The organism is Neobacillus drentensis, from assembly GCF_036965645.1.
In the GTDB taxonomy this organism is placed as follows: domain Bacteria; phylum Bacillota; class Bacilli; order Bacillales; family Cytobacillaceae; genus Neobacillus; species Neobacillus drentensis_D.
Window position 1 is genome coordinate 9,961 of the sequence record NZ_JBALPZ010000097.1, and the last position, 8,059, is coordinate 18,019.

The following is an 8,059-nucleotide window of genomic DNA, read 5'->3' on the forward strand; positions in this document are numbered from 1 at the left end:
GTATACTCAAAAAAATTTATTAAAAGGTATTTCAGTGGAAGAAATACCTTTATTTATATTTTAATTAATCTTCGATTTAGGATGGTTGAAGAACGTGATTTACATATGCTTTTGCATTTTCTTCAAGTTGTTCATCTGTGACATGCATAACACCATTCAGCACAAATAAAGGCATAAAACGGGTACCTATGAGGTTGCTTGTTTGATGTAAAGGGGTTGTTAAAGTCTCCATGGTAAAGTGATTGTAGCCAGTAGTCTGATAGGAATCTTCTGGTCCAAAGGTTGAAATCGCTAGACCTAGTTCTTTACCGTGAAGCTTGTCGCCGCCTTCGCCATATGCCCAGCCGTAGGAGAGCACTTCATCCTGCCATTGTTTTAACAAAGAAGGCGTGCTATACCAGTAGAATGGGAATTGAAGAATAATACGGTCATGTGATTCTAACAGGCTTTGTTCGTGTGCTACATTTATTTTTCCGTCTGGATACGCTTGATAAAGAGTATGAATCGTAATTTCTTCGTGTTTTTTCAATTCCTGCATCCAAGTGCGGTTAATTCGCGATTGTTCCAAATTAGGGTGGGTGATAATTACAAGAGTTTTCATTAATAAGTCTCCTTTTGTCTTTTTTTCTTTTCTAGTATTGATTACATGTATAGTTTCATTAAGAGATTTTTTCATTTGTACATACAAATTATGTTGCAAAAAAATTTTACTTTTCTTCAAACATAATTTCTGTTTCAGTTTGATTTTCATACATACTATAAAATGTATTCGCAATATTTTCAGGTGAGAAATAGGTTCCTTCTTGTACAAACCCTTTAATCGTTAATGTTCCCACATAAATTCCTTTAGGGCTCAATTCTTGGTGCAAGCTGTAGGCTAAATTGCGAATACCTGCTTTTCCAATCGCTAATGAAGCATAGTCAGCATAGGGGTGAAGAGCTAATCCTCCGCCCGTTAATAAAATGGTTCCATTCTCCATATGGGGAATCACTTCTTTTACACTGGTAAGAGCTCCAGCTACACTGATTTTAAAATCTTCCACTAATTGATCCACGCTTAATGTTGTTGGTTTGCCTGGTCTACCTGCAGCAGCATTGTATAAGAGTACATCAATTTTTCCATAAGTTTTAATTACCGCATTAATGGCGGTTTTTAAAGATTCTACTGAAGAGACATCCCCAGGAAATCCTTTGCTGCAATCCCATCATCTTTAAGTTCATTTTCATATTTCTGTAATGACTCCATATTTCGTGCAATCAAGGCAACATTAAAGCCTTCTTTTCCGAATTTCCTTGCTGTATTTAAGCTAATCCCTGGTCCAGCACCGACAATTAGCAATATCTTTCCTGTCATAACAACTGCCTCCTAACTTATTTGTATATGCAAATGAAAGGGTAAAAAAATTACAGTTCTCTTTCTAGCTTATTGCTTGCTTCATGCAGCATTTTACTTAAATCTTTACTGAACTCGCTTCCTAAGACTTTGGAATAGCTGGTAAACAACTCTTTTAAAGAAACCCGAAACTGCCGGTAAACATTTTCTCCTTCTTCTGTTAATGAGATAAGGGTTTGTTTTCCATCTATTTTTCTGGTAACTAGTTTTAATTTTTCAAGTTTATCAATAAATCTCGTACTTGTGGAAGGAGCAATAGATAACTTGTGGCATAGTTCCTTCTGTGTGATTTCCGGATGGAACTTCACAATCATAATCATGTAAAGATATGAAGGAGCAAGGTCACCAAAATCAAATGTTTTTTCGGCTAATTTTGTAATGTTACGAGTAAACCGGCTGGCTGTAAAGTAAAGACAATGAATTAATATCTGTTCTTCTTCATTCATTTAATCAAATCCTTTTATTCATTTGCATATACAAATTAACACGAAATTACATTAAGGTCAACTCTCACTTAAATATTGTTCTACTATCTGGCAGGATTGTTTAATAAAAAACATTTTCAATCATGGGGGTATTTGTTATAATTAGTGTAATATTACACTTAAGGTAGATGTGCTGCCTTGTATTGCTAAGGGGTAGTGGGAATTGAAAAAGGTGCATTTTTTTTTATGGATGTTGATGATAATTGCAACTGTATTAGGCGTATACGGACAATCTTTAGCCTATTTTGTAGATGAACATATGGCTAATACAAATCCTACGATATATTACTTAACCATCTTTACGGTTATTAGTGTCCTCCTATACTTAGTTACCCCATTATTAGCCTATTTGATGATGAAGGTAAGAAAAATGGATAAAAAATTTACTCATATATACATATATGGTTTTGGAATGATAGGTTTATGCGTATCCTTATGGTCAATATTTGTTTGTGCGATGTGGTGGGGTTAAATTATTTTGATACAGAGATGTTTTAACGAACTCCTTCGTGTTTACAATTTGTAACACACAGGGAAAAACAGGATTTTTCCACTGCATGTTTTTACGTTTTTTGAATGGAACTACAACTTATACTTTAGTGATTTGCTGCTTTTGGTTTATTTAAATTTTGCGCATCTGTTTGTTCGCTTGAGCGTTTATTTCCTTTATAGATAAAATAAAGGGCAATAATCATAAATAGTAATGCGAAAGCGCGTTTCATGTCTAGAGCTATTACTAAACTATTAAACCATCCAAAATGATCAATCAGCACACCCATTACAAGCTGACCCGCTATACCAGCAATATTGGCTGCTATGACGCCAATTCTTGGTACCGCCATGACCGTGAGAAGTAAGTACGTTGTGCCTAAAAATGCGGCACTTAATTGCCATTTAGGTGCCTCCAGAATGGCAAGCAAATTTCCATGACCAAAATAGAGAACAAAAATAGCTAGAAACATTGTCCCGGTTAAAAAGGTTAATTGAGAATAAATGTATGTATGGTTTAAGTTGGCTCAAGGGTGAATAAAATAATAAAGCGGGGCTAGTGGGGGAGTCTTCAAAATTAGGTCAATCTTAAATAGATTATTTACTGTAAAAACAAAAGTGTTAAAGAGCTTCATGGGATCTTGGGTGTATAATTAGTTTTTTGAAAATTTTTAATGTGAGGAGAATATGTATGAACTTAGCATTAAAAAAATCAATACTTAAATGGGTTCTGGTAACAATAATTTTAATTCTTATTATGGGATGTTCAAGAATTAGCAGCCCGACAAGCGTAAATCAGAATCAAATAAACACCAATACAAGCGGACAGCAAAACACCACTTCCAACCATTCATCCTCATCTTCTTCTGCATCCACTTCATCTGATGCATCTAAATCAATTGTCTATAAAAATACCAAATACGGTTTTAGCTTTAAGCTTCCTGCAAGTTGGAGAGGGTATTCAATTGTAACAAGTCAATGGGAGGGGATCGCTAATGATAACGGTGGTACAGTAGATGAAACAGGTCCGATTATCTCCATTAGAGATCCTAAATGGACTAAGAACACCCCACGCCAGGACATCCCAATCATGGTATTTACAGTTAACCAGTGGAACTCACTAAAGCGAGGAGAATTTCATATAGGAGCCGCTCCTGTTGACCCAACTGAATTGGGTCAAAACAATTATTACGTGTTTGCACTACCTGCACGATACAACTATGCGTTTCTACCCGGATATGAGGATGTGGAAAAAATTTTAGCGGAAAATCCTTTACAGACAACCCAACTAAAATAAGGGAATTGGCTAAACAAGGAAAAATAATAATAGGAACTTATGGATTAATAGATTGAATTTCTTATTAAGCTGATCTGGTTACTGGTTAGCTTTTTATAAATTATAAACAGATCAAAACTCTAAATGCGGTTATCTGTAAAACTCTCTTCTATTAATGAAGAGGGGGTTAATGTTAACGAGTTCCTAGTGAAGTACAAAAATGAATGGCAACATCATTAGTATAGAAGTCGAATGGAATTTAGCACAAGAAAAAGCAGAGGAATTATCCTCTGCTTTTTGTCTATATTTTACAATTTTTCTTGTTTGATAAGGATTTATATATTTTTCAGTATGCTTGCTGGGTTTCCTGCGACTATTGAATTTGAATGAACATCTCTCGTAACAACAGAACCAGCAGCAATAATTGAATTATCACCGATTGTGATTCCAGGTAAGATAACACAACTACCACCTATCCAAACATCATTTCCAATCGTAATTGGAATGGCATAGCCACTCTTGTTCCTGTCTTTTGGTTCGATTGAATGACCAGCCGTATATAGTCCAACATTTGGACCAATCATACAGTTGTCACCAATCCTTACTTCAGCCATATCTAAAATCGTACAGTTATAACCAGCATAGAAATTATCTCCAACGCGAATGTTATATCCTAGGTCACAATGGAAATTATGCTCAATACTTGGATTCATTCCTACACTTCCAAACAGTTCATTAATGATTTTCTCTTTACTTTCGAAATCTTCGATTGGACAATTGTTAAATTTTTGAACAAGTTTATGGGCACGAATATTTTTCAGCCTTAGTTCTTCAGTACCTCGTTCGTAATAAATTTTCCGTTTATTCTCCATATTTAATCTCCCTTCATTTATTTAAGAACACTATATTTTTTTAAGTAACACTTAATAAATCTACAATACTCAACGCCTAAGCGTTTGGACAAATAACGACATTCAAGGAAGAAATGTCGTTTTCTTATTATTTAATTCCTCTTTTTCAATAATATCTTTCACCACATCTTCAATAGTTACATTCCCAAGAGCCTTTTCCAATGCCGTTTGGGCTAATGTAAACAATGGTTCAATGGAGCATTGAATATTTCTTCCGACAGGGCACTCAGGATTTGGATTATCATGAATGCTAAATAACTCTTTCTCTTGGACAACATTAACTGCTTTATATACGTCAAGTAATGTAATATCGGATAAGCCCTTTGCTAACTCAGCCCCTGCAATACCTGGTCGCACGTTTACCAACCCTGCTTTTTTAAGCATGCCCATGATTTTTCTAATCACTGCTGGATTAGTATTTACACTCCCAGCTAAAAATTCAGATGAACTTACCCCATCTCTATTTATTTCAATAAGAGCTAATATATGAATTCCGACAGCGAATCGGCTGCTGATGGACATGTTCATTCACCATCCCTATTTATTTCTTAATCATGTAATTAAATTGATTACAAGTTTATTATACCAAAATACGAACAAAATAAAAAAAGTATTTTAACTGTTGACATATTTAAAACATGTAACTAAAATGAATACATGTAATCAATATTGTTACAGATGAAAACTGGAGGGAATATCAATGAAAATATTAGTTACTGGAGCTACAGGGAAATTAGGATCAAAAGTGGTAGATACATTATTGAAATCAATCCCTGCAAGTGAGCTGGCAGTGAGTGTTCGAAATCCTGAGAAAGCAGAAGGACTTCGTGCTCGGGGAGTGGACGTTCGTCAAGGAGATTTCGACAAACCTGAAACATTAGTTCAGGCTTTTACAGGGATTGACCGTTTATTAATTATTTCTGCGGATGGTGACAATGAAACAAGAATTCGTCAACATACGGATGCTGTCCAAGCAGCTGAGCGTGCAGGCGTACAATTTATTGCTTACACAAGTTTGGCAAATGCAACAGAAAGCAAAAATTTAATGGCTCCACCTCATGTTGCGACAGAAGCAGCCATCATTAAGACGGGTATCCCATATTCATTCTTGCGCAACAATTGGTATTTGGAAAACGAAATTGGAAGCATTCAAGGGGCTTTGGCAGGCGCACCATGGGTAACTTCTTCTGGTGAAGGTAAAGTAGGCTGGGCACTGCAGCAAGATTATGCGGATGCAGCGGCAGCGGTTCTTATTGGAACCGGTCACGAGAATACAGTGTATGAATTATCTGGCCCTCTTTTAACTCAAGAAGAATTGGCATCTGCTCTTGCGGTTGTATTGGGTAAAGAAATACCAGTACAACAAGTAAGTGACGAAAAATATGCAGAGATTATGAAAGGGTTAGGTTTACCTGATTTTGTGATTCCGATTGTAGTGGGAATTCAAGAAAGCATTCGAAACGGTTCACTTGAAGTGAAAAGCAATGATTTTGAGAAAGTTCTTGGCCGTCCAGTTACGCCGATCAACGAAGCACTGACACAACTTGTTAATGTAATCTCGCAAACAAAATAAAATATTTGATACTAAAATGCCTGTTACAAGGGGAAGTAAAGGGTTTTAGTTTTAATGAATAGGTATGACAAACCGACCTTGGTATGAAGGTCGGTTTTTAGTTAAGGAGGTACGATGGATGAAAAATTCTTTTGAGACACGCAGTCAGCAGGCAAAGATTGTAATTGAAAATGCAGAGTATATTTTGTTAGGCGGTGGAGCCGGTTTATCTGCTGCAGCGGGGATTGAATATGGCGGGATAAGATTTACGAAGAATTTTTCCTCTTTTATTGAAAAATATGGATTGACCGACATGTATTCAGCAGGTTTTTATCCATTCCCAACACAGGAGGAACGCTGGGCATACTGGGCAAAACATATTCTTGTAAACCGATTTACACCTGGTGCAACGAAACTGTACAGGGACATTTTTCAATTGGTAAAGGGTAAAAATTATTTTGTCATTACCACCAATGTCGATAGCCAGTTTGAGAAGTCGGGATTTCCCGCTGATAAAGTGTTTGAAGTTCAGGGGAATTATGGGTTCCTGCAATGTTCAAATGGTTGCCATGACAAGTTGTACTTTAATGAATCACGGGTAAAGGAAATGGTGGAAAAAACGGTGGATTGTAAAATACCATCCGAACTTGTACCAACATGCCCTGTATGTGGTGGAACGATGGACCCTCATTTAAGGATTAACCAATATTTTGTGCAGAATGAAGAGTGGTATGAATGGAATCAATCATACAATCAGTTTTTACAGGAAACTGAAGGAAAGAAAATGGTGTTTTTGGAGTTAGGGATAGGATTTAATACCCCAGGAATTATTCGTTATCCCTTTGAAGAAATGACATACCACAATAGGAATGCGACATTGATTCGTCTTAACAAGGAACACCCGGAAGGTGTAAAAGAAAACATGGATAAAACCATTGCATTTACGGAGGATATGCAAGAAGTTGTATCAGCCATAATGGAATGAAGGAGAGGAATGGAATGCATCAATTGTTATTAAAGGATTATGCCTCATTCATTAAATTAACTGAACCATTTATCCCGCCATCTCCAACCATGAAGAACCATGCTGAAAATAGGATAAACGATTTAATTACTTTCTTATTACGTGAACCTGATACTCCAGGTGATGTAGAAATTCCTAATGAATATAATCTCAAACGTAATTTGTTAAGAGCTCTATTAAACATAAGGGCCCCAAAACCATTAAATGATGAATTTTATGAAAAGATGGATTCTCTTTTACAAATGGAGTTATATGAAAAAGAAATTATTGAGGTGGAAAAACTTGAATCGGTTGCATCCATGTTTCCTGTTAATCCTTTTTCCCAAACGGATAAGTTTATTTTGTGGCAAGGGGATATAACACGATTAAACGCTGATGCCATTGTTAATGCAGCCAATAAACAACTGCTAGGATGCTTTCAGCCGTTACATGCCTGTATTGATAATGCCATTCATTCAGCTGCTGGTCCGAAGCTAAGGGAAGATTGCGAAATGATTATGTCTGTCCAAGAAGAGTTAGAGAAGACGGGGCATGCGAAAATGACAAGAGCATACAACCTGCCTTCCCGTTATGTTTTGCATACGGTTGGACCAATTGTCCCCAAAGGTACGACATTAACAAAGCAACAAAGGGATGAATTAGCGTCTTGTTATATTTCTTGCCTTGAATTAGCGTCTGAAATGAAAGATATTAAAACCATTGCTTTCTGTGCGATCTCAACAGGTGTATTCGGGTTTCCTAAAACGGAAGCTGCGCATATTGCCGTAAAGACCGTCAATCAATGGCTGCTAGACCACCCAAATCATCTTGAGAAAATCATATTTAACGTGTTCAGTAAAGAAGATTACAATGAATATGCAAATGTTATTATCCGGTGAAATTTTCATTATAGAAACTTTCCATAACTTAACCTTGAACTGTGACCCATA

Annotated in this window: 12 protein-coding genes; 5 read left to right on the top strand and 7 right to left on the bottom strand. The window is 36.3% G+C overall.

Features of this window, described 5'->3' with window-relative positions:
• Positions 1-76: 76 nt before the first annotated feature.
• The 4 genes from V7266_RS18980 to V7266_RS18995 all read right to left on the bottom strand — a co-directional run bounded on the left by V7266_RS18980 (position 77) and on the right by V7266_RS18995 (position 1,839).
• Positions 77-601: an NAD(P)H-dependent oxidoreductase gene (locus V7266_RS18980; RefSeq protein WP_335469912.1), complete on the bottom strand. Its 525-nt coding sequence runs from the start codon at positions 599-601 to the stop codon at positions 77-79.
• A 106-nt stretch (positions 602-707) separates the two neighbouring features.
• Complete coding sequence (locus V7266_RS18985; RefSeq protein WP_335469931.1) at positions 708-1,145, bottom strand: SDR family NAD(P)-dependent oxidoreductase; 438 nt, start codon at positions 1,143-1,145, stop codon at positions 708-710.
• Between the two features lie 17 nt (positions 1,146-1,162).
• The gene (locus V7266_RS18990) at positions 1,163-1,354 is read right to left on the bottom strand and encodes an SDR family NAD(P)-dependent oxidoreductase (protein ID WP_335469913.1); all 192 of its coding nucleotides are present in this window, start codon (positions 1,352-1,354) and stop codon (positions 1,163-1,165) included.
• Positions 1,355-1,404: 50 nt separating this feature from the next.
• A complete protein-coding gene (locus V7266_RS18995) occupies positions 1,405-1,839 on the bottom strand; it encodes a MarR family winged helix-turn-helix transcriptional regulator (protein WP_335469915.1) in 435 nt (144 codons plus the stop codon).
• A gap of 202 nt (positions 1,840-2,041) precedes the next feature.
• Here V7266_RS18995 and V7266_RS19000 point away from each other — a divergent pair, with 202 nt between their 5' ends.
• Positions 2,042-2,350 (top strand): hypothetical protein, encoded by a 309-nt coding sequence (locus V7266_RS19000; protein ID WP_335469918.1) that lies wholly within the window; start codon positions 2,042-2,044, stop codon positions 2,348-2,350.
• Positions 2,351-2,474: 124 nt separating this feature from the next.
• Here the strand turns inward: V7266_RS19000 and V7266_RS19005 are convergent, their stop codons facing one another.
• Positions 2,475-2,873 carry a DMT family transporter gene (locus V7266_RS19005; RefSeq protein ID WP_420491452.1) on the bottom strand — a complete coding sequence of 133 codons (399 nt, stop codon included), beginning with the start codon at positions 2,871-2,873 and terminating at the stop codon, positions 2,475-2,477.
• A 185-nt stretch (positions 2,874-3,058) separates the two neighbouring features.
• Between V7266_RS19005 and V7266_RS19010 the strand changes: the two genes are divergently transcribed.
• A complete protein-coding gene (locus V7266_RS19010; RefSeq protein ID WP_335469921.1) occupies positions 3,059-3,664 on the top strand; it encodes a hypothetical protein in 606 nt (201 codons plus the stop codon).
• Positions 3,665-3,978: 314 nt separating this feature from the next.
• On the opposite strand, the gene V7266_RS19015 is transcribed toward V7266_RS19010, so the two are convergent.
• Both V7266_RS19015 and V7266_RS19020 read right to left on the bottom strand, forming a co-directional pair.
• Positions 3,979-4,515 (bottom strand): sugar O-acetyltransferase, encoded by a 537-nt coding sequence (locus tag V7266_RS19015; protein ID WP_335469922.1) that lies wholly within the window; start codon positions 4,513-4,515, stop codon positions 3,979-3,981.
• Positions 4,516-4,617: 102 nt separating this feature from the next.
• A complete protein-coding gene (locus tag V7266_RS19020) occupies positions 4,618-5,076 on the bottom strand; it encodes an Rrf2 family transcriptional regulator (protein WP_335469933.1) in 459 nt (152 codons plus the stop codon).
• 178 nt (positions 5,077-5,254) lie between these two features.
• On the opposite strand from V7266_RS19020, the gene V7266_RS19025 reads away from it, so the two are divergent.
• The 3 genes from V7266_RS19025 (at position 5,255) to V7266_RS19035 (ending at position 8,008) form a co-directional block, all read left to right on the top strand.
• Entirely contained in the window at positions 5,255-6,127 is an 873-nt protein-coding gene (locus V7266_RS19025; protein ID WP_335469924.1) for an SDR family oxidoreductase, read from the top strand.
• Positions 6,128-6,245: 118 nt separating this feature from the next.
• A complete protein-coding gene (locus V7266_RS19030; RefSeq protein ID WP_335469926.1) occupies positions 6,246-7,091 on the top strand; it encodes an SIR2 family NAD-dependent protein deacylase in 846 nt (281 codons plus the stop codon).
• Between the two features lie 14 nt (positions 7,092-7,105).
• A complete protein-coding gene (locus V7266_RS19035; RefSeq protein ID WP_335469929.1) occupies positions 7,106-8,008 on the top strand; it encodes a protein-ADP-ribose hydrolase in 903 nt (300 codons plus the stop codon).
• Positions 8,009-8,059 lie beyond the last annotated feature (51 nt).